Source organism: Nonomuraea sp. NPDC003709, assembly GCF_040610775.1.
GTDB classification, from domain to species: Bacteria; Actinomycetota; Actinomycetes; order Streptosporangiales; family Streptosporangiaceae; genus Nonomuraea; species Nonomuraea angiospora_A.
The window spans coordinates 160,101-185,174 of record NZ_JBEXMW010000021.1 but is presented as its reverse complement, the minus strand read 5'-3'; the positions used below and the strand labels follow the sequence as shown (position 1 = coordinate 185,174).

Here is a 25,074-nt window from a genome sequence, read left to right as displayed (position 1 = left end):
GCGCCGTCCATTGGGTCGTCGTGCTGCCCGCAACCGACACAGCCAGGAATAAATGCATATTTCGGTCCTGTTAAGATGGCGATTCGTCCTATGACTTGATGAGTGGAGGACCGCCCCCGATGAGCGTGCTGACCCAAGAGGCACGAGGCCGTACCACCGGACCCCTCGCCTGGCTCCTCGTCCTGGGGATCGTCCTCGCCGCCCTCAACCTCCGCACCGCCGTCACCAGCGTCGGCCCCCTCCTCGACCAGCTGACCGGCGCGCTGGGCATGTCGAGCGTCGGCACCGGCCTGCTCACCACCCTCCCCGTCCTCGCCTTCGCCAGCGTGGGTGCGATCACGCCCACCCTGGCCCGCCACGTCGGCGAGCACCGCCTGCTCCTGCTCGCCCTCGTCACGCTGGGCGTCGGCATGCTGGTCAGGTCGCTCGTCGGCTCCGCCCCCGTGTTCCTGCTGAGCAGCGCCGTGGCGCTCTCCGGTGGCGCGGTCGGCAACGTGCTCATCCCCACGCTGATCAAGCGCCACTTCCCGGCCCGCACCGGGATCATGACCACCGTCTACACCACGGCCCTGGCGGTCGGCACCATGCTGGCCGCCGCCGCTACCGTGCCGATCGAGCGCGCGTCGGGCGACTGGCACATCGCGCTCGGCGTGTGGGCGGCCCTGGCCGCCGTCGCCGCCATTCCGTGGCTCGCGCTCCTGCGCAGTGAGCCGGAGCGGGACGCGGGCAGCCGGGACGCGGGCCTCCGCCGCCTGCTCGGCAGCAAGCTGGCGTGGATGATCGCGATCTACTTCGGCACCCAGTCGATGATCGCGTACATGATGTTCGGCTGGCTCGCCACCATGCTCACCGACAGCGGCTTCAGCACGTCGGAGGCCGGGGTGATCCTCGGCGTGTTCACGGCGCTGAACATCCCGGTCTCGATCGTCGTCCCCATGGTCGCCTCCCGCTTCCGCGACCAGCGTCCCGCCGTGGTCGGGCTCGTCGCGTTCTACGCGGCCGGGTTCCTGGGGCTGTGGGCCGGGCCGGCCGACCTGGCGCTGCTCTGGGTCACGCTGGTGGCGGTGGGCATGGGGTCGTTCCCGCTGGCGCTGATGATGCTGGCCCTGCGCACCCGTACGGCGGAGGCCACGGCCGCGCTGTCGGCGTTCGGGCAGAGCGCGGGATACCTCATCGCCGGTGCCGGTCCGCTGCTGGTCGGCGTGCTGCGCGACGTGACCGGCGGATGGACGCTGCCGTACATGCTGATCTTCGTGGTGCTCGTCGTGCAGCTGTTCACCGGCCTGTACGCGGGCCGCAACCGCTACCTGGAGGACGAGCAGGCGGTCCCTGCGAGAATGACCGGATGAAGTCCACCATCGTCACCTTTCCCGACGGCCGGACCAGCGGCCGTTCCGAGATCGTCGGGGCCGTGCCGGTGGGGGACCGGCACGGTCTCGTCGTCGCCGAGACGCCGTTCCACCCCCTTGACCACACCTGGCCCGACCAGCCCGCAGACCGGGGCACGATCGGAGGCCTGCCGGTCATCGACTGCGTCACAGGGGCCCAGTCGAGCACCGGCGAGGTCTTCGTCGGCGATGCCATCCCGGTACGGCGCGGCACGGAGGGCTGGGAATGGCTGGTCGTCCACAGCACCGAGACGCCGCTGCCCGTCGGGGCGGAGGCCGAGCTCGAGGTGGACGCCGGATTCCGGGCGGCGCTCTCGGCGGGTCACACCGCCTGCCACCTGGCCGCGCTCGCCGTGAACGCGGCCCTGGCCGGCCACTGGCGCAAGGAGGCCACGCCCGACCCGCTCGGGCACCCCGACTTCGACCAGAGGGCGATCGTCTCGTCGCGGATCGAGCCGTACGGCAGCGTGGACGTCTACCGTCTGGGCAAGTCGTTGCGCAAGAAGGGGTTCTCCGCCGAGGGCCTGGACTTCGAAAAGGTCGCCCAGCACGCGAACGAGCAGCTCGCCGCGTGGGTGGCCGCTGACGCGCCGGTCCGGCTGGACATTCCGGGGCCGGGGCTGACCGCCCGCCGCACGTGGCACTGCTCGCTGCCGGAGGGCGAGGCGTCCATCCCGTGCGGCGGCACCCACGTGGGGAGCACGGCCGAGCTGGGACGGGTCGAGGTCGCGTTCTCGCTGGAAGAGGCCGCCCTGACCATGCGCACCACCTGCGGCGCCCCGAGCTAGCCGATCAGCGGCTCGCCGGGAAGGCGAGCACCCGCGTCCAGACGTCCCCGCAGGCGGCCGCCACGCTGCCCCGAGCGGCTCTGATCGTTGTGTCAGCATGTGTTGACAAGCGGGTGCTTGTCAGCACATGCTGACACCATGGAAGTCACCGAGCTGGCCGAGGCGGCCGCCGATCGCGATCCCGGAGTGGGGCTGGCGGCCGTGGCCGCGCTCAGGGGCCTGCTGGAGGAGCTGGAGGCGACGCACGTGTCGAACGCCCGCGCCCAGGGCTGGTCGTGGGAGCAGATCGCCGACGCGCTGGGCGTTCGGCGGCAGTCGGCTCATCGCAAGCATGCTCGCAGGACGGGGAGGTAGCCGCGTGTTCGCCAGGTTCACCGAGGGGGCCCGCAGGGCCGTGGTCAAGGCCGGGATACTCGCGCTCGACGCGGGCCGGCCCGCGCTCGGCGCCGATGTGCTGCTGCTGGGGGTGGTCGAGGTCCGGCCGTTCTCGCTGGCGGCGTTCACCGCCTCCGAGGCCGACGTGCGGGCGCGGGTGGACGTGCGCGACGCGCGGTCACTGCTGGCCACGTTGGGGATCGACCTCGACGCCGTGCACCGGCGCACCAGGGCGGGCCTGGACGCGCCCGGGCTGTGGAGCCTGCGCCGGTCCCGGGTGCGCCCGCTGCGGGTGACCCTGTACGGGCCGCTGGGGGAGATCCCCCTGGCCATGCACTCCAGGAAGGCGATCGAGGTCGCCATGTGGCGCCCCGGGCCGGTCACGGGTGAGGACCTGCTGTGGGGACTGCTCGCCGACCACGCGAACGGCGCCGCCGCGATCCTCCGGGACGCCGGGGTGGACCTGGCCGCGCTGATCCGCGAGGCCCGCGTCCCCACCCGGCGCACGGCCTGATCGCAGCGGCGTCAGACGGGCTCCAGGTGCGCGATCTTCTCGGGATTCGCGATGAGGTAGATCGTGTCGATCTTGCCGTCCGAGATCAGCAGCGAGGCGACCGTGATCACCCGTCCACCCGCGGAGATGACCATCGCGGGGGCGTTGTTCATGGTCGCCAGCCCGATGGACAGGTCGGAGATCCCCGCCATGCCGATCGAGGCCATGAAGGCCGCGATGTTGGCGGGGGTGTTGATCGACAGCAGCCAGCGGCTGACGTTGTCGGCGCCGGTGATGACCCGCAGCGCGGCCCGGGCCTTGCCGCCGCCGTCGCTGACCATCGTGACCTCACTCGCGAACAGCTCGATCAGCCCGTCGAGGTCGCCCTCGGCGGAGGCGCTGATGAACCGCTCGGTGATCCGCCGCCGCTCCTGCCTGTCCACGTCGAACCGGGGCCGCCTGTCCCGCACGTGGTCCCGCGCCCGCCGCGCGAGCTGCCTGGTCGCCGGCTCGGCCCGCCCGATGATCTCCGCGATCTCGGAGAACGGCAGGTCGAACGCCTCCCGCAGCACGAACACGGCCCGTTCGAGCGGCGACAGCGTCTCCAGCACCAGGAGCAGCGCCAGCTCCACCGACTCGGCCAGCTCGGCGTGCTCGGCGACGTCGGGCGCCGTGCTGATCGGCTCGGGCAGCCACGGCCCCACGTACGACTCCCGCCGCGACTTCGCCCACCGCAGCCGATCGATGGCCAGCCGCGAGGTCACCCTGACCAGGTACGCCTTGGGCTCTTCAACGGTCGTCTCGTCCACCCCCGACCAGCGCAACCACGCCTCCTGCACGACGTCCTCGGCGTCGGCGGCACTGCCCAGGATCCGGTACGCGACCCCGGTCAGCAGGCTTCGGTGGTCTTCAAAGGTCGGCATGAAACCATAGACGTATCACAGGGCTCTCGGTGTGACACAGGGGCTCCCGATCTCCGATACACTTGGTGATCGCAAGGGGCTATGGCGCAGTTGGTAGCGCGCCTCCATGGCATGGAGGAGGTCTGGGGTTCGAATCCCCATAGCTCCACCCTCATCAGACCGCCTCTGACCTGCCGAAACGGCTCAAGGTCGGGGGCGGTTCCGCGTCTGGGGACGCGCGCCGGATGCCGGTCAGAGCCGGGTCTTGTCGTCCATCAGCGCGATCTTCTTCAGGACGTCTTCTGACGGGACGCCCTTGGCTCCGCTGAGGTCGGCGCCGCGCAGGTCGATCTTCCCCTGGCCGCTGGGCCATTTCGCGCCGGTGAGGTCGGCCCCACGGAAGTGGGTGCCCGTGAAGTCGACGCCGCCCAGGTCGACGCCCGTGAGGTCGGCACCGTCCAGGTCCGCGTACCGGACCTTCGCGCTGACGAGATTCGCGCCGGGAAGCCGCGCCCCGCTGAGGTCGATGTTCGTCAGGTCGGACCCGGCGAAGTTCGCCCCGGTGAGGTTCGCCCCGGACAAGGACACCCGGATCCAGGTCGAGTAGCCCACGTCCGCGTAGGAGAGGTTCGCGTGGTCGAGGAAACTGCGAACCCACGTGATGGAGCCGTCTGCCTGCTTTATGTATTCGCGGTGGCCGAAGTCGGTGTAGGTGAGGTCCGCGCCGGACAGGTCGGCGTCGACCAGCGTCAGGGCCGTGGCGCGGATGCCCGACAGGTTCACCCAGTGCTGCGCGGACCACGGCGGCCCTGTCGGCGGCGACGTGCCGGCGGGCTTGTTCCTGGCGATCACCGCGAGCGCCGCCTGGATGTCCGCCGGGATGCGCGGCTCCTTCTCCTTGGCCTTCTTCGGGGAGCGCTCGCGTACGTACGTGGCGAGCACGTCCACGACGGTCCGCTGATCGCGCGGCGAGTCGCGGGAGATCCTCTCCAGGGCGTAGATCGCGCCGACCCTCCCCTCCAGCGTGTCCGAGCCGATCTGCTCGATGGCCCGCGTGTAGCGCTCGGTGATCTGGCCTTCCTGGGTGGTGTCGAGCGAGCGGGCGGTGTAGAACAGCCCCGCCGCCGTGAACAGCAGCCCCAGCAGCACCCCTGACGTGGAGAGCAACTGCATTCTGTTCTGCGTGGCGAGCGCCCTGATCTCGATGCGCTCCTTCACGGGCAGCGCCTCGAACTCCGCGCGGGACACCCCCTTGATCGACGGGTCCCGGCCGTCGGAGAAGGTGCGCTCAAGACCTTCGATCAACCAGCCCGCGAGCGTGCGCATGCGCTGCATGAAGCAAGTAAAGCCCGACAAGGGCCAACGTGGGGATGGTCTGCCGCACGCGTGGCCGGACGCCTGCCTGGCCGATTCCGCGGGCGTCCGGCCATGCGACCTATTCGTGGCCCGTGGTTACGGTTAGGCGCCGCACATCTGGCAGGAGCAGCGAAGGCAACTCGTGTGGCCGTCGTCGTACCGGTAGATGCACATGCAGGAGTCGCAGCACCCGATCCACGTCGCGGGCAGGGCGTGGGCCTCCTTCCTGGGGACCAGCAGTCCCAGCATCGCGTCACTGACCTTGCCGAACAATCTGTTCATGGTGTACCTCCAGGTACGGCGCGGATGTGTTCGGATTCGACCGTAGGGGTGCTGCCGATAGGGCTGATACACGAATGTGTATGCGTGCCCTTCGGGAAATGTCCGCTCAATGTCCGGTGGCTGACCTTGTTGCGGGCCTTTTCGTTTCCGAGGATTCGAGGTGATGACCCCTGGTTCAATGGAATTCACGGTGCTGGGCGGGCTGGCGATACGGGCGAATGGGCGGTTGCTCAGGCCGGGAGCCCCGAAACAACGCACACTCACGTCCCTTCTGCTGGTGCGGGCCAACTCGCTTGCCCCGCTTCACGAGATCACCGAGGAATTGTGGGGATCGGCTCCCCCCAAATCCGCCATCGCCAATCTCCGTACTTATGCGGCGCGGCTTCGAGCCGCGTTTCCGGCGGCGGAGCGAGATCGCCTGGTCGTCCGGCCGCTCGGCTATCAACTGCGGGTCGATACAGCCGAACTCGACCTGAAGGCGTTCGAGGACAAGGCCTCGTCCGGTCGCGCGGCGCTCGAAAAGGGACGCGCCGAGGAAGCCCTGCGGCAATGCGAAACGGCGCTCGCCCTGTGGCGCGGGCGGCTGCTGGAGGACGTCCCCCACGGGCCGGTCATCGCCGCCCGCGAGGTCGCGATCGACGAGCAGCGCCGAGCGGTCCAGGAGGACCGCTGCGAAGCGCTCCTGCTGCTCGGCCGGCCGGCACCCGCCATCTGGCCTCTTCGTTCGCTCGTCACGGAGCTGCCGCTGCGGGAGCGGGCGTGGGCGCTGCTGATGCGTGCTCTGTACGCCGACCACGACGTCGCCGGGGCGCTCGACGCGTACGAGCAGGCCCGCATCGCGATCACCGGGTCCCTGGGCATCGAGCCCGGCGAGGACCTGCGGCGCCTCCACCAGGCGATCCTGCGCCGGGACCTGCGCCCGCCCCGCGCGGTCGCCTCGGCCTCCCCGCCGTGCCGGCTACCGCGGAAGCCGGTCATCGTCGGTCGCGAGCCGGAACTCTCCTTTCTCACCCGGCGACTCGGCGCCGCCGCCGGTGTGGTGGTGGTGCACGGCCCAGCGGGAGCCGGCAAGTCCTCGTTGGCCCTGCACGCCGCCCACCTGATCGCGGATTGCTATCCGGACGGCCAGCTGTACGTGGACCTGCGACCGCGCCGCCGGCCCGTGAGCGATGCCGATACCGCCCTCGCGCGATACCGGTCGCTCCTGGCGGAAGGCCGCATGCTCGTGGTGCTGGACAACGCGCCCGAGGTCGCGCACGTCCGTCCGTTCCTCGCGGCCGCCCGACTCTGCACGTTCCTCGTCACGAGCTGTCCGATGCTCACGACGCTGGACGGCGCGCTGCACCTTCGGCTGGACAGGCTGGGACGGCAGGAAGCGCTGGCGTTCCTGGCGCACCATGTCGATCCGGAAAGGCTGCGGGAAGATCCCGGCGCCGCCGCCGAGGTGGTACGGCTGTGCGACCGGCTACCGCTCGCGCTGCGCATCGTCGCCGCCCGACTGGTCGCGCATCCCGGCTGGTCCGTCCGCGAGCTGCTGGAGCGGCTGGCCGACGACCGGCACCGGCTCGACGAGCTCCAGACCGGTGACCTGTCGATGCGGGCCAGCATGTACGCGCAGGTCGAGCACCTCATGGCAAGTGAGCACCCGATGGATCGGCTCGCCATCGAGGTGTTCCGGCAGGCCGGCTCGCTTCCCGCCGCGGAGATCAGCGCGGCGGAGGCCGCCCGGAGGCTTCATGCGCCTGTCAGGAGAATCAGCCGGGCACTGGATCGGCTGGTCGAGATGGAGCTGCTCGATTTCCACGCGCGTGACCGCTACCGGATGACGGAGCTGCCCCGGCTCCTGGCCCGGGACATCGCCACCGTGTCCCGGGGCGCCTTGAGGCTCATGCCCGGCGTTTGACCGTCGTCCCGAGCAGGCTCTCGCCGTCGAAGAAGCCCACCGTCCGGGAATCCAGGCTCCAGTCGGAGTTGTCGCCCCGCACGATGAACTTCCCGGCGGGGATGGGCGTGCCCGCGGGCCGGCTGACGGCGGTCGCCACGTCGGCGGGGATGGGGTCACCGGCGACCCCCGCCACCCGTTTGATCAGCAACAGCGGGATCGAATCCGTCGCCGCCCACCGCACCACGACGATGTCGCCCCGGCGCAGGCGGTCGACTCCGGCGCGTACCACCAGCACGCGTTCACCGCCGCTGTAGGTGGGCGCCATGCTCGTGCCGGTGATGGTCACGGCGACGAACCGCCGCCTGACGTACGCGAGGCCGAGCGCGACGGCGCCGCCGACGACGGCGAGAATCCAGCCGTTCACGACGGCACGCTCTGCTCGTCGGCCCGGTATCCCCGCGCCTGCCTGGTGAACAGCCGCGCGTAGGTGCCTCCCAGCGTGAGGAGCTCCTCATGGGTTCCGTACTCGGTCACCTGCCCGTCCTCCAGCACGGCTATGGCGCTCGCGTCCGTCATGGCACCGAGCCGGTGGGACACGAGCACGCTCGTGCGGCCCGCGCGATAGCGCCGCAGCCGCTGGTGGATCTCGTGTTCGGCGTCGGCGTCGAGCCCCGAGCTCGGTTCGTCGAGAATCATCAGGTCGCACTGGTCGCGGAGCATCGCACGGGCGAGCGCGACGCGCTGCCACTGCCCGCCGGACAAATAGACTCCCGTGCTCGCGTCGGTCTTGTCGGCCTCGCTGAAGAACAGCCGCGAGAGCAGGGTCTCGTAGCCGTCGGGCAGACCGGCGAGCAGGGAATGGGCGCCCGCGTCGCGTGCGGCGGCCTCGATGCGGGGCCGGTCCTGGAGCGCGCGGACGTCACCCAGGCCGACATTCTCCGCGGCCGTCAGGTCATAGGCCATGAAGTCCTGGAACACCGCGCTGATCCTGCTCCGCAACGTCTCCGGCGGCACCTCGCGGATGTCCACGCCGTCCCAGAGGATCACGCCCCGGTCGGGGTCGTAGAACCGGCACAACAGCTTGACGATCGTGCTCTTGCCCGCGCCGTTCACACCGACCAGTCCGAGTACGGAGCCGTACGGAATGAACAGGTTGACGCCCCGCAGCGCCCAGGGATGCTCAGGCGAGTACCGGAACCAGACGTCGCGGAGCTCGATCCCCTGCCGCAGCCCCGCCAGCGGACGCCGGCGCGATGGCGCGGGGAGGTCGGGTCCGGCATTCACGACGGCCCGATAATGGTCGAACATCAGGAGCTGGAAATGAGCCCCCGCGACCTCGGTGACCAGGCGTCCGAGCGCGAGCCCCACGCCCGCCACCGCGGCCGCGAACATCGTGACGTCGCCCACGGAAAGCTGCCCCGAGCCGGCTGCCCGGACGGCCCAGACGAGGCCGGCGCCGGACACCGTCGCGCTGACCAGGCCGAGGCCGCCCTGCGTGAGCATTTCCCGTCTGCCGGTGCGCCGCTCGGCGGCGTTCGCGGAAAGCCTGTCGGCGCGCATCAGGCCGCGCAGGTGACCGCCGATGCCGAACAACCGCACCTCCTTGGCCGCGTCCACGCTCCCGAGCAGGTCCCCGAAGAAGATCTCCCGCCTCTGCAGCGGCCCGATGTGCCAGAACATCTGGGCCCGCCGCCGGGACAGCAGGAATTCGGCGATCGTCATCGGAACCGCTCCCATGAGCACCGCTACGACCATCAGGGGACTGATGACGATGAGCGAGCCCAGAAAGCCGGCGACGCTGATCGCCGCCTGGACGAGGGAGAGCACCGCGGCGACGACCCGCCCCGGGGCGACCCCGCCCGACTGTTTGGCCATGCGCAGCCGGTCCAGGAAGGCGGGATCCTCGAAGCGCCCGAGCCCGGCGAAGGAGTTGACCACCGCGTACAGGCGATCATCGGCCAGCAGCGCCACGGAGCGGCCCAGCTCCTCGGTGACATATTGGGCGGCACGCGGCAGGACGGTGACGACGGCTCCCGCGGCCGCCAATCCGGCGCCGAGACCGGTCAGCGTCGTCGCGTCGGCGTGGCCGGTGGCGATCTGGTCCAGGATCAGCTTCGTCAGCCACGAGACGGCGACGGGGACGGCGCCGCTCACCACGGTGAGGCCCACGTACACCAGCAACGTCGCCGGCCCGGCCCGCCAGGCCAGGCCGAGGGCGTGGCCGACACCCCCCAGACGAGGCAGCCGCACCGTCAGGCCGTTGCGACGTCGTGCGGCAGCAGCGCGGCGGGGGCCGACTCGGATCGGAGCACCTGACCCGAGGAGTCCACCACCCCGAAGAGCGGGTACGCCGTCACGCCGAACCCCGTGGCGATCGGCCCGTCGGGCGCCTCGCCCACGACCCTCGCCACGGGGGTCAGCCGCTCGACGTACTCGGTGGCGCGGTCGCGTTTGCCGATGACGACCACCAGGGTGTTCTGCCTGCCACCCGGCCACTTCTTCGCGGTTTCGACGAGGTGGGGCAGGCTTTCCTCGCACGGTTCGCAGCCGGGCGTCAGGAAGGCGACGAGGGTGTCGCCCGCGAGCAGCGCCCGCGCGACCGGCTCCCCGTCGGTCGTGGTGGCGGCGAAGTCCCCGACCTGGCTGCCCACCGGCAGAGAGGGTGCCTCGCCCGTGATCGGGGTCGCCCGGCCGGCGAGCAGCTCCGTGTGCTCGCGGAGCCGCCGGATCACACCGAACGTGAGCAGCAGATTGAGCACCGTCAGCACGCTGACGAACGCAAGGATCGCGACGAGACCTGACATGGGGGTCCTCTCCCTTTCGCCGTGGCCGGGCATCGGAACCCTAGGAACCGCGGCGATAGGCCCCGCATACGCACTCGTGTATCGGCCCGATCGGCGGCCTCTCTACGGTCGGCTCCGAGAACCGTCGGCGTTCCGCTTGGAGGCGGGAATGAACAGATTGTTCGGCAAGGTCAGCGATTTCATGCTCGGCCTGGTGGTGCCGAGGGCCGAGGCGGCGGCGTACGCTCCTCCCCCGGAGTGGATCGGGTGTTGCGACTTCCAGATCTGCAAGTTCCGGAGCGGGAGCGGCGTGATCGCGTGCGCCCAGTGCCTGGACCCGCGCTGCCGATGACCGCGTAGGCGCGAAGGCCCGTCCGGACGGGCCTTCGCGCCTGTTCCGTCCGCCTTACGGCAGGGCGGGCACGGCCGGCTCGGCGTTGGTCCAGCCGGCTTGGAGCACGGTCTGGGTCATGGTCTTGTTCGGGAACACCTTGCCGTCCTTCAAGGTCGTCTGGCTCTCGGACAGCAGGAGCATCGTGCCGGTGTCGACGACCAGGTCGGTCGTGACCTTGATCGTCTCCTTCTTCTGGCCGGCCGGCTCATAGCCGATCGAGACGGCCGCGCCGGTTCTGCCGGTGCCGTCCACGGACTTTCCGCGCGAGCTGACGCCGGGCATCGTCAGCAGGGCCTGGTAGGCCGCGGCACGGACCTCCTTCGGCGCCGGGAGTTGGTGGAGCAGCATGGGCAGCTCCGAGGTGACGTACCTGTCCACGCCGTTCTCCGGCACCTGTGAGACCCGCGCGGCCTGCGCGAGCCAGGACTTCAACGCGTCCGGGTTCGCGGGCAGCCGCTGGACCTCGTCGTACGTCAGCCGCTGCCCGATCAGGAAGAACGTGTTGTCACGCCGTACGGGGGTGACGTGGCCCTTGGTGGGCGTGGTGGACAGCGACACGGTCTGGCCGTTGGCGGTGCGGGTCCACTTGGTGGGGGAGCCGTCGCGGCGCCACGCCGCGCGGTCCGCCGCGCTCTGCGGGTACGCCCCCAGCTCCCGCGATCCGACCCAGCGTCTGCCGTCGGGCGCGGTCCATTCCTCGGTGAGCGACTGCTGGACCACCGAGTAGCGGTTCGCGCCGCTGCCGACCTGACGGGGCTCTGGGCGCTGCGACAGCACTCTCGTATGCCAGTACGCACCCTCCGGCGGAGCCGACGCGGCGGCCGTGAGCCGGGCCTCCGGTGCCTTGGTGAGGCTCGGCAGACCCAGCAGGGCGGCGGTGCCCACGGCGGCCAGGCCGGCCCCGAGGGCGATCAGCGGCCGGGCCGGTGCGGTCGCGCGCTTCATGTGCTTCCTCCAGAAATCCGGTTCGATGTCCTCAAATACGCCCGGGCGCCGGGCAAGGTTGCCCGCGGGCGCTTGGCAACTGTTTGGAGCGGCCGAGGCGTATTAGGAGGCGTGAAACTGGACAGACAGCCGTGAGCGGCGCGGAGCATGACTTCGGCGCGTTCGTGGCCGCAAGGGCCACGACCCTGTTGCGGGTCGCCTATCTCGCCTGCGGAGACGAGGCGGAGGCGGAGGACCTGCTGCAGACGGCGCTGGAGCGTACGTACAAGAACTGGGACCGGGTGCGGCGCGACACCGTCGAGCCTTATGTGCGCCGCGTCATCATCAACACCGCCATCAGCCGGGCCCGGCGCCGGGCGATCCTGCACATCATCCCGATGCGCGTGCCGCCGGAGAGAGCGGCCCGCTCGACCGACGTCGACCTGCGTCACGTGCTCATGGACGCGCTGCGCGGCCTGCCTCCCCGGCAGCGCGCGGTGGTCGTCCTGCGGTACTGGGAGGACCTCAGCGAGACGCAGACCGCGGAGGTGCTCGGCTGCACGCTCGGCACGGTGAAGAGTCAGGCGTCGAAGGCGATGGCCAAGCTGCGGACGGCACTCGGCGAGGAAGCCGTGGAAGGAGTGATCGGGAATGCCCATGCTTGAGGACCAGCTCCGCCAGATCATGGCGGAGGAGACCGCGCGACTGCACGCCGCGCCCGACCTCGTGGAGCGGGTCGTCCGGTCCTCGCGGCGGAAGCGGATCCGCGGCCGGATCGCGACGGCGGCCACGTCGCTGGCCGTGGCCGCGGCGGTGCCCCTCTACCTGACGGCGGCCCCGGGCGCCGTGCAGACGTCCGTCGTCTCCGAGACGCCGGATCCATCCGCCTCCGAGACGCTGGGTCCGCCCGCCATCGACGACACCCCGCCGGTGCGGTCCGAGCCCCCGAACCTCGGGGACCTGGGCGACGGAAGGGCGTTCAAGCACGTCAGGGTGGGTTACCTGCCCGACGGCCTGCGGTGGTCCAACTGGTCGCTGGACTTCGGCGAGAGCTACACGACCTCGTGGAACTACGACGGCGACAAGACCGGCTTCTACTGCGTCCAGATCTACGTGTACGAGGGCAAGACCGTCCAGGAGGTCGACGACCGCGTGCAGGTGCACCGCGACGAGGGGGAGGGCGAGGAGGTGACCGTCGGCGACCGGACCGGATACCTGATCGTCGAAGGGGTCGGCGAGGACGGCATGAAGGGCACCCCCACGCTCTTCCTGAACATGGGCGAGCAGCGGAGGGCCGAGATCATGTTCAGCCCGGTGTACGTGAAGAAATTCCGCGACGCCAAGGCCGTCGACCGCGAGCTGATCAAGATCGCCGAAGGGCTCACCGCCGCCGACTAGGGGCTTGAGCTACCAGCGCAGCGGGAGGGTGGCGATGAACTCGCCGAGGCGGTCGGCGATGATCCGGTGGTCGTGGACGGACGGGTGCCAGTGGCAGCCGAGGTAGTCGAGGCCGGATTCGCTGTAGTACCAGTAACGGATCCGGTCGTCGCCCCTGCTGTTGCGCTCCTGGACGATCTGCCGCGCGAGCTCGGCGAACACGGTGGTGTTGGACATGTGGGTGGCGCTGACCACGATGGTCGTGCGGGGGCCGTACCGTGACCGGAGCTTGTCGAGGAAGCCCTGGTATGCGGTGCGATAAGCAGCGGCCAGAGTGTCCGGCGTCCACGGTTCGCCCGGGTTGATGGCGGTGGAGAAGTCGTTGATGCCCAGGCCGATCACGACCAGCTGGGGATGCCAGGTGCCCGGGTTCTGCCAGACGTCGCCGGCGACGTTCAGCAGGGCCCGGTCGTAGTAGGTGCGGTAGTCGGTGCCGGGGTCGCTGCCGTTGTAGTTGCGTACCATGCCGCGGCCGGAGAAGGCGTTGAGCTGGTAGTCGGCGTTCAGGCGGCGCGCGGTGAGGGCGCCGAAGCTGAGGTTCGCGTCGGTGGTGCGGGCGACTTTGTCGGTGGTGCAGTCGCGGCTGTCGGAGCGGTTGCCGTAGCCGACGGTGTAGGAGTCGCCGATGAACTCGATCTGCCGGTGGCGCGCGGCGGGCCTGCCGAGGATCGCGCCGCCCGGGGCGGCGACGAAGCCGCCGAAGGCGCTCGTGGCCCACGGGCTCTCGGTGCGTTTGACCAGCCGTACGCGGTGCACGCCCCGGGTCAGGCCGTTGACCCAGTACGTGGTCCGGCCCGGGGTCACCAGGGTGGCGACGGTCGAGCCGTCGACCTCGACCTCGTAGTCGTTGTCGGAGTCGTCGAGGACGATCCCGACGCCGGTGCCGCGGAAGCGGCCCTCGAAGTAGACGCCGGGCCAGCTGTACTGAAGGGAGTCCCCGCCGGCCTTGACGCGTCCGGCGGTGTGCACCTTGGCGATGGCGCCGGACAACGGGGTCGCGCTCGCGACGCCGGGCAGCACCAGGGCACCCGTCAACGCGGCCAGGACTACGGTCACACGCACAGTTCGCACGGCTTCTCCTTCGCGGCTGGGCGATTGTAACGAGCGCTTGCCCGGATGCCGCAAGATCTGATTCCGCCCCCTGTGCGCCGACCAGGCCTTTCACCGTCAGCCCGATGAACGGATCCTGAAACTAACCACACTCTCCCGAATCCGGCGGCCCGAATAGGCTGGAAAGCGTCGACTTTATACAGGGGAGTCCCATAAGTGGTGAGCATCGCTCAGGAGACGTCGTTCGACGAGGCCGAGATCTTCGAGCTGTACGACTCGGTCGGCTGGCAGCCCTGGACCCGCGACATCGCCAAGGTGTGCCGGAGCCTGGTGAACTCGCATCTCGTCCTCGTCGCCAGGGACGCGGACGGGCGGCTGCTCGGCCTGGCCCGGACGGTGTCCGACGACGAGATGGTCTGCTACGTGCAGGAACTGCTCGTCAACAGGAGATCCCACGGTCAGGGGATCGGCCGGCTGCTGCTGGAGCGGCTGAAGGAGCGGTACGCGCACTGCCGCTACTTCGTGCTGACCACCGACCACGAGTCCACCCCCGAAGGGGTCGCCAACCATGCCTTCTACCGGCGGATGGGCCTGATCGAGCACCACGAGCAGGGGTTGTCGGCCTTCGGGCTGAAGGTCGACAACTCCTGAGCGGCCCCGTCACTTGGCGAGCACGTCCAGGTAGTGCTGGTTGTACATGACGCCGAGGATGTTGCCGAACGGGTCGATCACGGACGCGGTGACGAACCCCTCGCCGTGCTGCCTGATCGCCTGGTGCTCCTTGGCCCCCAGGGTGACGAGCCGGTCGAGGGCGGCCTCCAGGTCGTCCACGTGCCAGTACGTGATCGAGCCGGCGGGCCCGTCGGTCGCGCCCGCCGGGGCGAAGCGGGCGTCGATGATGCCCAGCTCGTGCTGGTGGTCGCCGACGCGGAACTCGATGTAGCCCGGCACCTGGTAGTAGGGCTCGATGCCGAGCAGCTCGGTGTACCAGGCCTTGGCCGCCTCGAGGTCGGCTGCGTAGAAGCTGATCGTGGCGAATCCGCGGAGCATCTGTGTGGTCCTTCCTTCCGGGTGATGTCTATGATTCTTCCGGTCAAAGTGCTCATCCAATGAGCACTTTAATGAGGAGAATTTCCAGCCATGCGAGCCGATCGACTTGTGGCCGTCCTGCTGCTCATGCAGTCGCGCGGCCGGGTGACCGCGGCCGAGCTGGCCGCGGAGCTGGAAGTGTCCGTGGCCACCGCGCGCCGGGACCTCGAGGCGCTGTCCGCGGCGGGCGTGCCGGTATATCCGCAGGCCGGGCGCGGGGGCGGCTGGTCCCTGCTGGGCGGCGCCAGGACCGACCTCAGCGGCCTCACCGCCAACGAGGCCGAGGCGCTGTTCCTGCTGGCCGGCCCGGCCGCGTCCGCCACACCCGAGGTCAAGTCCGCGCTGCGCAAGCTGGTGCGGGCCCTGCCCCAGACGTTCAGGGACGACGCCGAGGCCGCCGCCGACGCCGTGGTGATCGACCCCACCGGCTGGGGCGAGCGCGACCCCGACCGGCCCGAGCTGGTGCGGGTCCTGCAGAGCGCCACCGTGAGACGCCGCAAGGTCAGGCTCGGGTACGAGGGCCGCTCCGGCGAACGTACGCACCGGCTCGTCGACCCCTGGGGCCTGGTGGACAAGGACGACGTCTGGTACCTGATCGCCGGCACCGAGGCCGGGCAGCGCACGTTCCGGGTGGACCGGATCGCCGAGGCCGAGGTGACGGAGCTGACCTTCGAGCGGCCGGAGGGGTTCGTGCTGTCGGAGGCGTGGGGGAAGGTCGTGGACGAGATGGAGCGGCGGCGCTCGCTGCTGTCCGCGACCGTGCTCATCGCCGAGCGGTTCCTGCCGGTGCTGCGCCACCAGTTCGGGCGCCACTGCGAGGTCGAACGCGTCGAGGAGGACGGGCGGGTCAGGGCACGCGTGGCGGCGCCGATGGCGTTGTCGATCGCCGAGCAGCTGGCCGGATGGGGCGCGACGGTGGAGGTCGTGGAGCCGGAGGAGGTCAGGGTCCAGCTGGCCAGGATCGGGTCCGAGCTCGTGGAGCGCTACCGCGTCTGAGCTGTGAGGGCCTGAGCTGTGAGGGCCTGAGCCGTCAGGGGAGCGTGGCCGACAGGGCCGCGTGCTCCCACCGGATCTGCTCCCACGCCTGCTCCACGTGCCGCCGCTCCGTCGCCACGCCGCCGATGGCCATCCGCAGCACCACCCGGTCATCGATCCTGGTGTGCGTCATGTACATGGACCCGCCGGCGTTGAGCAGCTCCAGCAGCCGCATCGTGGCCCGGTCCGCCTCGTCCGCCGCCAGGCCCGGCCACACCGGGCGGAAGCACACGAGCCCGAGCGGGTGCGGCTCGTGCACCTCGAAGCCCGGGTCCGCGGAGATCCACGACGCCAGCTCCTGCGCCAGCGCCACCCCCTTGCGAATGTGCGCGCGCAGCCCCTCGGCCCCGTACCAGCGGATCGCCGACCACAGCTTCAACGCCCTGAAGCGCCGGCCCAGCGGCACCTGCCAGTCCCGGTAGTCGACGACGGAGCCGGTCGCGGTGGCGGGGTTCCTGAGGAACTCGGGCATGACCGACAGCGCGTCGAGCAGCGGGGCGCGGTCGGCCGTCCAGAGCAGGGTGCAGTCGAAGTTGGTCAGCAGCCATTTGTGCGGGTTCGTGGAGTAGGAGTCGGCGTACTCGGCCACGCCCTCGTTCAGCCACCGGAGCTCGGGGCAGATCGCCGCGACCCCGGCGTAGGCCGCGTCCACGTGCAGCCAGATCCCGCGTTCGCGGCACAGCTCGCCGATCGCGGGCACCGGGTCGACGGCGGTGGTGGAGGTGGTGCCGACGGTGGCGCACACCATGACCGGCACGGCGCCGTCCGCTTCGTCCTGGTCCAGCAGGGTCCGCAGGTGGCCGGGGTCCATGGCCAGCGTACGGGGATCGACGTCCACCACCCGTACGCCGGCCGCCCCCAGCCCCGTGATCCGGGCCGCCCGCTCCAGCGACGAGTGCGTCTGGGACGACACGTAGATCGTGTACCTCCGGGTGACGCCGTCGGAGGCGACCCGGCCGCCGCTCGCCCGGTGCAGCGCGGCCAGCAGCGCGACCAGGCAGGCACTCGACGCCGAGTCCTGGATGACGCCGCCGCCCGCCCGGTCCGTACGGAAATGCTCCGGCAGGCCGAGCAGCCCGGCCAGCCAGTCGACCACCACCGTCTCCAGCTCCGTGCACGCCGGGCTGGTCACCCAGAGCATGCCCTGCACGCCGAGCCCGCCGGACAGCAGGTCGCCCAGGATGGCCGGGCCGCTGGCGTTGGAGGGGAAGTAGGCGAAGAAGCCGGGATGCTGCCAGTGCGTGATGCCGGGCAGCAGGATCCGCCCCAGGTCCGACAGCACGGCCTCGAACGGCTCGCCGTGCTCGGGCGCCGCGGCCGGCAGCGCGCGGCGGATGTCCCCCGGTCTCACCTGGGACATCACGGGATGGGACTCGATGCCGGCGAGATAGTCCGCGATCCAGTCGACGACCTGCCTGCCGTGGCGGCGGAACTCCTCGGGGCTCATGTGACCGCTCATCCGACCACTCTGATCGCCTGGCGGGCGTCGGGAAAGGGGACGGGCCGGAGGCTTTGCCGCCTCCGGCCTGTCTATGTCGAGCGGTCGATCGACCGCCTTGGGTCAGTAATGTCCGCGGTGGCGCCGGCCGCCGAACGACTTGCCGAGGTGGAAGCCGCCGGGCAGGTGCACGGAGACGTGGCGGCGGCCGTCGGGAGTGGTCGTGACGTGGAAGCGGCGGTTGCCGTAGCTGTGGCCGACGCCGCGACGTGACAGGTTGATCCGGAACGGGCCCACCTTGATGGTCTTGCGGTAGTGCCAGCCCATGTCCCTCCTTCGCCGTTTGTGCGCTCACTCTGACAACGGACGGGGCCGCCGTCAGGTTCCGGCGAGTACTCGGGCCAGGGCTTCGAGGGCGTGGGGGTAGGCGCGTTCGGACGCGGCGGCGTACCCGACGAGCAGGCCGCCGGGGCCGTCGCCGCGCCAGAGCGGGGAGGCGGCGCGCAGCGCGATGCCCCTGCGCTCGCACTCGGCCAGCAGGTCCCCTTCGGCGGGACCCTCCTCCGGGAGCAGGAGGAGCGCGCGCAGCCCCGCGGCCACCCCGGGCAAAGCGACGCCGGGCAGCGGCTGGCCGGGCCCGGGGCCGAGCCGGGCAAGCAGCAGCTCGCGGCGGCGGCGGTAGCGCAGGCGGGCGGCGCGGATGTGGCGGTCGTAGTCGTGGGTCTCGATCAGCCTCGCCAGCACGAGCTGGCCGAGCACCTCGGTGTGGGTGTCGGTGTGCAGCTTGGCCTCGGCCACGGGGCCGATCAAGGAGGGCGGCACCGCCATCCAGCCCAGGCGCAGGGCCGGGGCGAGGGACTCGGAGGTGGTGCCGACGTACACGACCCGATCGGGCGCGGTCCCCTGGAACGCGCCGACCGGCTGCCGGTCGTAGCGGAACTCCCCGTCGTAGTCGTCCTCCACGACGAGCCCGCCCCACTCGCGCAGCGCGCGGCGGCGGGCGGGGTGCAGGGGCACGCCCGTGGGGTACTGGTGCGCGGGCGTGACGACGGCCGCCGCGGTGGCGCCGGTGAGCGTGTCCACCTGGGCGCCCAGCCCGTCCACGGGCAGCGGTACGGTCTCGCGCCCGGCACGGCGCAGCACCTCGCGGTAGAAGTCGTGCCCCGGCTCCTCCGTGGCGATCGGGCCGTCGATCACCTGGACGAGCAGGTTGAGCGCCTGGACGAACCCCGTCGTGACCACGATCAGGTCCGGCGTGGTGATCACCCCGCGCGTCCTGGCGAGGTAGCCGGCCAGTGCCGCCCGCAGCTCGATCCGGCCGCGCGGGTCGCACGGGCCGAGGACCTCGGCGGGTGCGGTGGAGAGCACGTGCCGGGTGGCCCGCAACCACGCCCGCGCCGGAAACGCCGACAGGTCGGGCTGCCCGGGCCGCAGGTCATGGAGCGGCGTTACAGAGGGTCCGGCCGGCAGCCGCAGGTCATAAAGCGGTGCCGCAGAGGGTCCGGTCGGCAGCCGCAGGTCATGGCCCGGCCCCGGGGAGGGCTCGGACGGCGGTTCCGGACGGGACGATGGGGTGGGGGACACGTCGGCGACCTCGGTGGCCGAGCCCGGGCGGGTGGCCAGGTAGCCCTCGGCGACGAGCTGGTCGTAGGCCGCGCTCACCGTGCCGCGCGACAGCCCCAGCTCCGCCGCCAGCGACCGCGTCGAAGGCAGCCGCGTGCCGCGCGGCAGCCGCCCGTCCCGGACCGCCTGCCGCAGCGCCTCCTCCAGCCCGCGCCGCCGCCCGCCGCCGGTGGAGACCTCCAGATGCAGGTCCACCCCGAAACCGGCCCAATCTTTCCGCACAGAACCGGATCTTACGCATGGTCCGGTACCGGGGCCTACGGTAGGTGAGCAGGCAGAACCCGGAAGGACGACGTCAACATGATCGTGATCGCTCACCTGAGCGACATCCACATCGGCGCGACGCCCCAGAGCGTCGACCGCGCCACCTCCGTCATGCGCTACCTCGACGCGCTCCCCGCCGACCTCGACGCCGTGCTCGTCACCGGCGACATCGCCGACCACGGCCTCCCCGAGGAGTACGAGGAGGCGCGCAAGCTGCTCTCCTCCCGCCACCCCGTCCTGGTCGGCCCGGGCAACCACGACGTGCGGGAGCAGTTCCGCCGCGTCCTGCTGGGCGACCGGAGCGGCGGCGCGGGCCCGATCAACCAGGTCCTGCGCACGGACAGGGCCGTCTACGCCATGTGCGACTCCTCCATCCCCGGCGAGGACTCGGGCCACCTGGACGACGAGACGCTGGCCTGGCTGGACGACGTGCTCGCGGGCGCGGACCGGCCGGTGTTCGTGGCCTTCCACCACCCGCCCACGCTGCTGCACAGCCAGGTGGTCGACGGCATCAGGCTGCACCGGTCCGAGCCTCTTGGAGAGCTGCTGGGGCGGCATCCGGACGTGCCCGCCGTGCTGGTCGGCCACGCCCACACGGGCGCCGCCACCACCTTCGCCGGCCGCCCGCTGCTGGCCGCCCCCGGCGTCGTGTCCACGCTGAAGCTGCCGTGGGAGGGCGGCACGACGTTCGCCAACTGCGCGGACTACGACCTCCCGCCGGCGATCGCGTTCCACGTGCTCGACGACACGGGCCGGATGACCACGCACTACCGGGTCGTCGCGTAGCCGCCGGGCGGGCCTCCAGGAGGAGGCCCGCCCGCGCCGTCATCGCTCGGTCAGCCGTACGAACGTCACCGAGTGCGCGGGGAAGTCGTAGGTGAAGGCCGAGGAGAAGCCGTGCACCTGCCGCTCCACCGGCGCCACCCGCTCCGGCTCGGAGAGCGAGTTCGTGTCGGACGGCGAGCCCGTCAGCGTGGTCACCGTGGCGACCGGCCGGAACCGCGCCGCGCCGAGGTCCACACTGCCGCGGACGGACGTGTCCTGCACGTTGACGACCTTGAGCGTCACGGACTTCCCGTCCCTGGACACCACCTGGTAGAGCGGCTCCACGACGGCGTCGTCCACGAAGTCGTTGATCTTCTGCCCGTCCAGCCAGGTCGTGATCCGCCGCCCGCTCACCTGGATCTTGACCCGGTAGTCGCGGCCGGTCTCGATCGTGGTGGCGGAGGTGGCGATCGACGACTTGGCGCCGTTGGCGGCCTTCTCTATGGCGGACTGGGTGTTGCCCCAGCCGCCGAGGTTCCACCAGTAGAAGTTGCCGGTGTCCTTGACCCCGAACATGATCAGGAAGCCCTCGGCCCCGGCGGTCTTCCTGGCGGTGACCTCCATCGTGTAGTTCGACCAGCCGGCCGAGCCCGCCGTGGACCTGGCGTCCGTCACCTGGGCGGTCTGCGCGTAGGCGCCGTCCTGCACGGCCCAGGTCCCGAGACCGGGGGTCCACCTGCCGGCTCCGGCCGAGAAGTCGTCCGCCAGCAGCGTGGTCCCGTCGGCCGCGGTGACCTGCACGTCGTCGTACCGGACGGCGGTGTTCCACGCGCCGAGCCCCACCGCGCCGCCGATGTCCTCGACCGTCCTGCCCTCGCCCGTGAAGGTGCTGGGCAGCACCCGGTCGCCGACGTTGGCGGAGAAGAGGCGCTGCACGTAGTAGTTCGGCGAGCCGTAGACCTGGTCGTTGTCGAACCAGATGAGGTCCGGCGTCCAGTCCACGTAGTCCACGTTGGCCAGCAGCGGCGCGTACGACGCCAGCCGCACGACGTCGGAGTTGCGCTCCAGGCCCGTCATGTACGACGCCTCCGCCAGCGCGTTGTGCCACGTGTTGCCGCGCGAGGCGTACTCGCCCACGAACACCTTCGGCCCGCCGCGGTCATAGGCGTCGTAGCGGTGGTTGTTGGTCAGGAACCACTCCGGGCTGTTGTAGTAGTGCTCGTCGACGAGGTCGGCCTTCTGGTCGCGGGCGAACTGCCACATCCGGTCGAACCAGGCGCCCTGCGACGTCTGCCCCGCGTTGCTGATGATCTTGACGTCCGGGTACCTGGCCCTGATGGCGTCCGCGAACTTCGGGTAGTTCGCGAAGAACTCGGGGTAGATCTCCTCGTTCCCGAGCCCGATGTACTCCAGCCCGAACGGCTTCGGATGCCCGAGCCGGGCCCGCTTCCCGCCCCACTCCGAGGTGACCGGCCCGTTGGCGAACTCGATCAGGTCGAGCGTGTCCTGCACCCACCGGGCCAGCTTGGCCTCGTCGGTCAGTGGCCGGTTCTCGCCGCACCCGTTCACGCCCACCGACAGCACCGGCAGCGCCCGCGCCCCGATGTCCTCGGCGAACTGGAAGTACTCGTAGTAGCCGAGGCCGTAGGACTGGTTGTAGCCCCAGAAGTTGAAGTTGGTCGGCCGCTCCTCGACCGGGCCGATCGTCTCCTTCCACTGGTAGATGCGCCGCCGGTCCTGGTTGTCCGCGTACGGGTCGTACGTGCCGACGTTCGTCACGCACCCGCCGGGGAAGCGCAGGAACCTGGGCTTCAGGCCCGCGACCATCCTGGCCAGGTCCGTCCGCATGCCGTGCCCCTTGAACGTGTCACGCGGGAACAGCGACACCATGTCCAGGTCGGTCCGGCCGCCCGGCGCCAGCACCACCAGCCGCCCCGCGTCCGTCGTCCCCGAGGCCGTGAACGACGCGGTGTACTTCGTCCAGCCGCCGGCCTTCACCCGCAGCGTGGCCGTGCCGAGCACGGTGGAGCCGCTCTCCACCGAGACCGTCAGCGGCCCCGCCGCGTCACGCCGGGCCCAGAGCGACACGTCGTACCGCTTGCCCTGCTTCACGGGGATGCCGCGGTTGAACCCGGCGTTGCTCGCGCCCGCGGTGCCGTCGCCGGTCACGTCGAGCCGCAGGTAGTTGCGGTTGTTCGCGTTCAGCGGCCGGTCGGCGCCGATTGCGAGCTCGGCGGTGGCGCCGCGTTCGGCCTTGGACCACGCGGTCAGGCCCGTGTAGGAGCGCTCGTCCACGCTGTTGAACTCGAACGAGCGGTTCTGCACCAGTTCGGCGTAGAGCCCGCCGTCGGCGGCGTGGTTGATGTCCTCGTAGAAGACCCCGTAGAGGTCGGGGCTGACCTCGGTGCCCTTGGCCCCGGTGTCCACGGCCAGCTTGCCCGAGCTGTAGCCCTCGACCCTGAACTTCGTGATCGCGCTCCCCACGACCAGGGTGCCGTCGCCGACGGAGATGTTCTGGCCGCCCGAGGAGAGCACGACCTTGCCCCCGCCCGCGTCCTTGAGCCGGAAGACCGACGCGGTCCCGCCCAGCCGCACCTTTCCGGCGGCGACCCGCAGGAACTCGCCGCTCGCCACGTCCTTCAGCGTCACGCCGTCACCGGCGGCCGTGGCTGTGAGGGCCAGGCTGGTCATCCCCGCCTTCGCCGACGCCCGCACCACCCCCGACGGGCCGGCCGACAGGTACGGCAGCGAGCCGGAGCGCAGCGTGAACGCCCCGGACGGCACCACCGGCCTGCCCTCGCTCGCCTTGATCGCGATGTAGTCGAACGCCGCCGTCATCGACGTGCCGTTCTGCGCCGACAGCGCGAACAGGCCGAGCTGCTTGACGTCCAGCTTCGCGCTCACCTTGGCCGCCTGCACCCAGGCTGACCCGTCCCAGTACGAGGAGACGAACTCGTCCCCGGTCCTGGCCAGCTTGACGATCTCGCCGGTCGAGCCGGGCCGGGCCGCGAAGCTCGCGTTGAACGAGGCCCCGACCTCGGTGTCCGTCTCGATCACCGGCCCGCCCGCGGACCCGACGTGAGCGAGCCCGGCGCGTACGTAGTTGTCCCAGTCCTGCCAGGCCAGCAGGCCCGCGCTCTGGTAGTCCAGCGCGACCGGGGCGCTCAGCTTGGTGACCACCTCGAAGTCGCCGGCGGAGACGTCCACGAGGAAGAGGTTCCTGGCGGTGTTGGTGCCCTGGTACATGTCGCCGGTCAGGCTCTCCACGCGCAGCGCGCCGCCCGACAGCGACCAGCGGGAGCTGTCCGGCGACAACACCGTCCAGTCCTCGCCGAGCGTGGTGCCGTCGAACTGGTCGACCACCGCGCCGTCCGGGATGGGCTCGGCAAGCGAGGCCGCCGCGGTCGCCGGCGGTGGCGCCACCAGCGAGGCCGCCAGGAGCAGGGCGGATAAGGCGATTCGCGTCATGAGCGGGGGGCTCCTCAAGGTTGTTAGCGTTAACAAGGCAAGTGAGCGTTAACAACGGCGATCCGCGACAAGTTAAGGACTGGCCCAGACCCTCGTCAAGGCCCAGCCCGTGTGATCCGACCGTAATCAGGCGGCCCCTTGACGAGACCGGTTGTTAACGTTCACAGTCGGGGCGAGCTCACCAAGCACTTCAAGACGCTCGTCAGCATCCTCAGCGCATCGAAAAGGTAGGCGTCGGCAACGCCCTCGGGGACCAGCGCGGCTGGTGCGTATGCCGTACCGCAAGGCAGGAAGGCGCAGGCGTCCCGCTCTGGGATGTTAGCGCGAACATCAGAAGGGACCCCCCACGTGTTAAAGAGGATCTCGGCTCTGGTTCTCGCCGGTTTGACCGCGATGTCGATGACCGCGTGCGGCAGCGGTGGCGGCGGTGGCGGTGGCGGCGGCTCGATCACCATGGGCTTCTCCCAGGTGGGCGCGGAGAGCGGGTGGCGTACCGCGAACACCAAGTCCGTGCAGGACTCGGCCAAGACCGCGGGCATCACGCTCAAGTTCTCCGACGCCCAGCAGAAGCAGGAGAACCAGATCAAGGCCATCCGCTCCTACATCCAGCAGAAGGTGGACGTCATCGCCTTCTCGCCGGTGGTGGAGTCCGGCTGGGACACGGTGCTCAAGGAGGCCAAGGACGCGAAGATCCCGGTCATCCTGACCGACCGGGCCGTGGACTCCAAGGACACCTCCCTCTACAAGACCTTCCTCGGCTCGGACTTCGTCGAGGAGGGCAAGAAGGCCGGCCAGTGGCTGGTGAACGAGTACAAGGACGCCAAGGACCCGGTGAACATCGTCGAGCTGCAGGGCACGACGGGCTCGGCCCCGGCCAACGACCGCAAGTCCGGCTTCCAGGGGGTCATCGGGGCCGATCCCAAGTTCAAGATCATCGCCTCGCAGACCGGCGACTTCACCAGGGCCAAGGGCAAGGAGGTCATGGAGGCCTTCCTGAAGTCGAACCCGGACATCGACGTCCTCTACGCCCACAACGACGACATGGGCCTGGGCGCGATCGAGGCCATCGAGGGCGCGGGCAAGGTGCCCGGCAAGGACATCAAGATCATCACCGTGGACGCCGTCAAGGACGGCATGCAGGCGCTCGCCGACGGGAAGATCAACTACATCGTCGAGTGCTCGCCGCTGCTCGGCCCGCAGCTCATGGACCTGGCCAAGAAGGTCGTCAAGGGTGAGCAGGTGCCGGCCCGCGTGGTGACCGAGGAGACCACGTTCACGCAGGAGCAGGCCAAGCAGGTCCTCTCCTCCCGCCAGTACTGACCCGCCTTCCGGCTG

Annotated in this window: 25 protein-coding genes and 1 tRNA gene; 13 read left to right on the top strand and 13 right to left on the bottom strand. The window is 70.6% G+C overall.

Translation table 11 applies throughout. From position 1 onward, the window contains the following. The first annotated feature begins 119 nt into the window (after positions 1-119). The 4 genes from ABZX61_RS47235 to ABZX61_RS47220 all read left to right on the top strand — a co-directional run bounded on the left by ABZX61_RS47235 (position 120) and on the right by ABZX61_RS47220 (position 3,065). Positions 120-1,349: an MFS transporter gene (locus tag ABZX61_RS47235; RefSeq protein ID WP_355204910.1), complete on the top strand. Its 1,230-nt coding sequence runs from the start codon at positions 120-122 to the stop codon at positions 1,347-1,349. Then, positions 1,346-2,176 carry a metal-dependent hydrolase gene (locus ABZX61_RS47230; RefSeq protein ID WP_355204907.1) on the top strand — a complete coding sequence of 277 codons (831 nt, stop codon included), beginning with the start codon at positions 1,346-1,348 and terminating at the stop codon, positions 2,174-2,176. The genes ABZX61_RS47235 and ABZX61_RS47230 overlap by 4 nt, the downstream gene beginning before the upstream one ends. Before the next feature lie 138 nt (positions 2,177-2,314). Further along, entirely contained in the window at positions 2,315-2,530 is a 216-nt protein-coding gene (locus ABZX61_RS47225) for a helix-turn-helix domain-containing protein (protein ID WP_350740620.1), read from the top strand. A 4-nt stretch (positions 2,531-2,534) separates the two neighbouring features. Then, positions 2,535-3,065, top strand: a complete 531-nt coding sequence (locus ABZX61_RS47220) for a Clp protease N-terminal domain-containing protein (protein ID WP_355204904.1) — start codon at positions 2,535-2,537, stop codon at positions 3,063-3,065. A gap of 11 nt (positions 3,066-3,076) precedes the next feature. Here ABZX61_RS47220 and ABZX61_RS47215 read toward each other — a convergent pair whose 3' ends face one another. Further along, on the bottom strand, positions 3,077-3,967 hold the full coding sequence (locus ABZX61_RS47215; RefSeq protein WP_355204901.1) for an RNA polymerase sigma-70 factor: 891 nt from the start codon (positions 3,965-3,967) through the stop codon (positions 3,077-3,079). 75 nt (positions 3,968-4,042) lie between these two features. Between ABZX61_RS47215 and ABZX61_RS47210 the strand changes: the two genes are divergently transcribed. Beyond that, positions 4,043-4,115: transfer RNA gene (locus ABZX61_RS47210), tRNA-Ala, on the top strand. Positions 4,116-4,198: 83 nt separating this feature from the next. On the opposite strand, the gene ABZX61_RS47205 is transcribed toward ABZX61_RS47210, so the two are convergent. Both ABZX61_RS47205 and ABZX61_RS47200 read right to left on the bottom strand, forming a co-directional pair. Further along, positions 4,199-5,281, bottom strand: a complete 1,083-nt coding sequence (locus ABZX61_RS47205; protein ID WP_355204898.1) for a pentapeptide repeat-containing protein — start codon at positions 5,279-5,281, stop codon at positions 4,199-4,201. A gap of 123 nt (positions 5,282-5,404) precedes the next feature. Further along, positions 5,405-5,584, bottom strand: a complete 180-nt coding sequence (locus tag ABZX61_RS47200; RefSeq protein ID WP_350740609.1) for a hypothetical protein — start codon at positions 5,582-5,584, stop codon at positions 5,405-5,407. A gap of 163 nt (positions 5,585-5,747) precedes the next feature. On the opposite strand from ABZX61_RS47200, the gene ABZX61_RS47195 reads away from it, so the two are divergent. Further along, complete coding sequence (locus ABZX61_RS47195; RefSeq protein ID WP_355204895.1) at positions 5,748-7,487, top strand: BTAD domain-containing putative transcriptional regulator; 1,740 nt, start codon at positions 5,748-5,750, stop codon at positions 7,485-7,487. Here the strand turns inward: ABZX61_RS47195 and ABZX61_RS47190 are convergent. Genes ABZX61_RS47190 through ABZX61_RS47180 form a run of 3 tightly spaced genes read right to left on the bottom strand, consistent with a single transcriptional unit; the run spans position 7,471 to position 10,273 of the window. Beyond that, positions 7,471-7,893 (bottom strand): S26 family signal peptidase, encoded by a 423-nt coding sequence (locus ABZX61_RS47190; protein ID WP_355204892.1) that lies wholly within the window; start codon positions 7,891-7,893, stop codon positions 7,471-7,473. The genes ABZX61_RS47195 and ABZX61_RS47190 overlap by 17 nt on opposite strands. Next, complete coding sequence (locus ABZX61_RS47185) at positions 7,890-9,719, bottom strand: ABC transporter ATP-binding protein (RefSeq protein ID WP_355204889.1); 1,830 nt, start codon at positions 9,717-9,719, stop codon at positions 7,890-7,892. The genes ABZX61_RS47190 and ABZX61_RS47185 overlap by 4 nt, the downstream gene beginning before the upstream one ends. 2 nt (positions 9,720-9,721) lie before the next feature. Continuing rightward, positions 9,722-10,273 (bottom strand): TlpA disulfide reductase family protein, encoded by a 552-nt coding sequence (locus tag ABZX61_RS47180; RefSeq protein ID WP_355204886.1) that lies wholly within the window; start codon positions 10,271-10,273, stop codon positions 9,722-9,724. Between the two features lie 148 nt (positions 10,274-10,421). Here ABZX61_RS47180 and ABZX61_RS47175 point away from each other — a divergent pair, with 148 nt between their 5' ends. After that, positions 10,422-10,604: a hypothetical protein gene (locus ABZX61_RS47175; RefSeq protein WP_185078139.1), complete on the top strand. Its 183-nt coding sequence runs from the start codon at positions 10,422-10,424 to the stop codon at positions 10,602-10,604. Between the two features lie 54 nt (positions 10,605-10,658). Here ABZX61_RS47175 and ABZX61_RS47170 read toward each other — a convergent pair whose 3' ends face one another. Next, positions 10,659-11,591: a hypothetical protein gene (locus ABZX61_RS47170; protein WP_355204883.1), complete on the bottom strand. Its 933-nt coding sequence runs from the start codon at positions 11,589-11,591 to the stop codon at positions 10,659-10,661. Between the two features lie 131 nt (positions 11,592-11,722). Between ABZX61_RS47170 and ABZX61_RS47165 the strand changes: the two genes are divergently transcribed. Both ABZX61_RS47165 and ABZX61_RS47160 read left to right on the top strand, forming a co-directional pair. Then, positions 11,723-12,235, top strand: a complete 513-nt coding sequence (locus tag ABZX61_RS47165) for a SigE family RNA polymerase sigma factor (protein WP_350740591.1) — start codon at positions 11,723-11,725, stop codon at positions 12,233-12,235. After that, positions 12,222-12,968, top strand: coding sequence for a hypothetical protein (locus tag ABZX61_RS47160; protein WP_350740588.1), 747 nt, complete (start codon positions 12,222-12,224; stop codon positions 12,966-12,968). The genes ABZX61_RS47165 and ABZX61_RS47160 overlap by 14 nt, the downstream gene beginning before the upstream one ends. Positions 12,969-12,977: 9 nt before the next feature. On the opposite strand, the gene ABZX61_RS47155 is transcribed toward ABZX61_RS47160, so the two are convergent. Then, a complete protein-coding gene (locus tag ABZX61_RS47155; protein ID WP_355204879.1) occupies positions 12,978-14,078 on the bottom strand; it encodes an SGNH/GDSL hydrolase family protein in 1,101 nt (366 codons plus the stop codon). A 198-nt stretch (positions 14,079-14,276) separates the two neighbouring features. Here ABZX61_RS47155 and ABZX61_RS47150 point away from each other — a divergent pair, with 198 nt between their 5' ends. Next, complete coding sequence (locus ABZX61_RS47150; protein WP_355204876.1) at positions 14,277-14,708, top strand: GNAT family N-acetyltransferase; 432 nt, start codon at positions 14,277-14,279, stop codon at positions 14,706-14,708. 9 nt (positions 14,709-14,717) lie between these two features. Here ABZX61_RS47150 and ABZX61_RS47145 read toward each other — a convergent pair whose 3' ends face one another. Then, positions 14,718-15,107: a VOC family protein gene (locus ABZX61_RS47145; protein WP_355204873.1), complete on the bottom strand. Its 390-nt coding sequence runs from the start codon at positions 15,105-15,107 to the stop codon at positions 14,718-14,720. Positions 15,108-15,197: 90 nt separating this feature from the next. Between ABZX61_RS47145 and ABZX61_RS47140 the strand changes: the two genes are divergently transcribed. After that, positions 15,198-16,142 (top strand): WYL domain-containing protein, encoded by a 945-nt coding sequence (locus tag ABZX61_RS47140; RefSeq protein ID WP_355204870.1) that lies wholly within the window; start codon positions 15,198-15,200, stop codon positions 16,140-16,142. A 34-nt stretch (positions 16,143-16,176) separates the two neighbouring features. Here ABZX61_RS47140 and ABZX61_RS47135 read toward each other — a convergent pair whose 3' ends face one another. From ABZX61_RS47135 to ABZX61_RS47125, 3 genes are all read right to left on the bottom strand, one after another. Continuing rightward, positions 16,177-17,640, bottom strand: a complete 1,464-nt coding sequence (locus ABZX61_RS47135) for a pyridoxal-dependent decarboxylase (protein WP_355204867.1) — start codon at positions 17,638-17,640, stop codon at positions 16,177-16,179. Between the two features lie 102 nt (positions 17,641-17,742). Continuing rightward, positions 17,743-17,946 carry a DUF4236 domain-containing protein gene (locus ABZX61_RS47130; RefSeq protein WP_355204864.1) on the bottom strand — a complete coding sequence of 68 codons (204 nt, stop codon included), beginning with the start codon at positions 17,944-17,946 and terminating at the stop codon, positions 17,743-17,745. 51 nt (positions 17,947-17,997) lie between these two features. Further along, positions 17,998-19,464: a PLP-dependent aminotransferase family protein gene (locus ABZX61_RS47125; RefSeq protein WP_355204861.1), complete on the bottom strand. Its 1,467-nt coding sequence runs from the start codon at positions 19,462-19,464 to the stop codon at positions 17,998-18,000. Positions 19,465-19,542: 78 nt separating this feature from the next. Here ABZX61_RS47125 and ABZX61_RS47120 point away from each other — a divergent pair, with 78 nt between their 5' ends. Then, positions 19,543-20,292 (top strand): metallophosphoesterase, encoded by a 750-nt coding sequence (locus tag ABZX61_RS47120; RefSeq protein WP_355204858.1) that lies wholly within the window; start codon positions 19,543-19,545, stop codon positions 20,290-20,292. 39 nt (positions 20,293-20,331) lie between these two features. On the opposite strand, the gene ABZX61_RS47115 is transcribed toward ABZX61_RS47120, so the two are convergent. After that, complete coding sequence (locus ABZX61_RS47115; protein ID WP_355204855.1) at positions 20,332-23,739, bottom strand: alpha-L-arabinofuranosidase C-terminal domain-containing protein; 3,408 nt, start codon at positions 23,737-23,739, stop codon at positions 20,332-20,334. A gap of 348 nt (positions 23,740-24,087) precedes the next feature. Between ABZX61_RS47115 and ABZX61_RS47110 the strand changes: the two genes are divergently transcribed. Further along, a complete protein-coding gene (locus ABZX61_RS47110) occupies positions 24,088-25,059 on the top strand; it encodes an ABC transporter substrate-binding protein (RefSeq protein ID WP_355204853.1) in 972 nt (323 codons plus the stop codon). The last annotated feature ends 15 nt before the right edge of the window (positions 25,060-25,074 follow it).